General features: G+C 58.7%; 1 pseudogene. It reads left to right on the top strand.

Annotated features, from left to right (window positions below):
* Positions 1-219 (top strand): annotated as a pseudogene (locus CV770_RS43100) (IS110 family transposase); the annotation flags it as partial.
* Positions 220-819 lie beyond the last annotated feature (600 nt).

The following is an 819-nucleotide window of genomic DNA, read 5'->3' as shown; positions in this document are numbered from 1 at the left end:
CGCTCTCTCCTCGTTGTCGGGGCAACGGCCGTCTTGCGGGTCGTCCGAAACGACGCTTGGGCGCGGCCGTGGCTGAAGGCCCTTCTCGCCAGACGGCCTTTCAAGGTTGCCGCCGTCGCGCAGGCCAGTAAGACGGCTCGGATCATCTGGGCGCTCCTGAACAAGGGCGGAATTTATCGGCGTCCCGACCCATTGGCGCTTACCGCGGTGACGCAGTGACCACCAAAACGATCTGACCGGCGCAGGCCGGCAGAGGGCAAGGTGCAACAACAGGCGATGAACCCTTGGGACGAAATCCCGAAACGAGTGAAGCTACTGCCCCCAATGCGCTCAAGCGCGTAAACTTGATTTGGCTCCTCGTTCCGCGGATCTCATCGAGGCCAGCGGCCATATTGTGCCGCGCGCAAAGGCCGGACATATGACCGCACCGTCCCAATGTGTGAAATCGGTTGAAAAAGCTCTTGCCTCGCGGGCCGTTCCACATATGGGGGCAAGGTCAACCAGTACCTTTATCAGCTTGAACCAGACGTGCGCCATGCGGTGCTGGGAAATGCGGGAACGATTATTTCGTTCAGAGTTGGCTCGGAGGATGCGCCATATCTTGCTCGAGAGTTTCAGGGACGATTTGATGAGATCGATCTATTGCAGCTACCGAATTATCGCATCTACCTGAAGCTTATGATCGATGGAGTCCCCTCGGCGGCGTTCAGCGCGACCACGCTGGCTCCGATGAGGCGGTGAGCCTCAGAGGACGGCGACGAGCTAGCTCGTAGACGGTCGTGTTGGCCGGAGGAAGAAAGATGTAACTGTTAATTTGGC

The organism is Bradyrhizobium sp. AC87j1, assembly GCF_002936975.1.
Taxonomy (GTDB): Bacteria; Pseudomonadota; Alphaproteobacteria; order Rhizobiales; family Xanthobacteraceae; genus Bradyrhizobium; species Bradyrhizobium shewense.
This window is presented reverse-complemented; position numbering and strand designations above follow the sequence as displayed.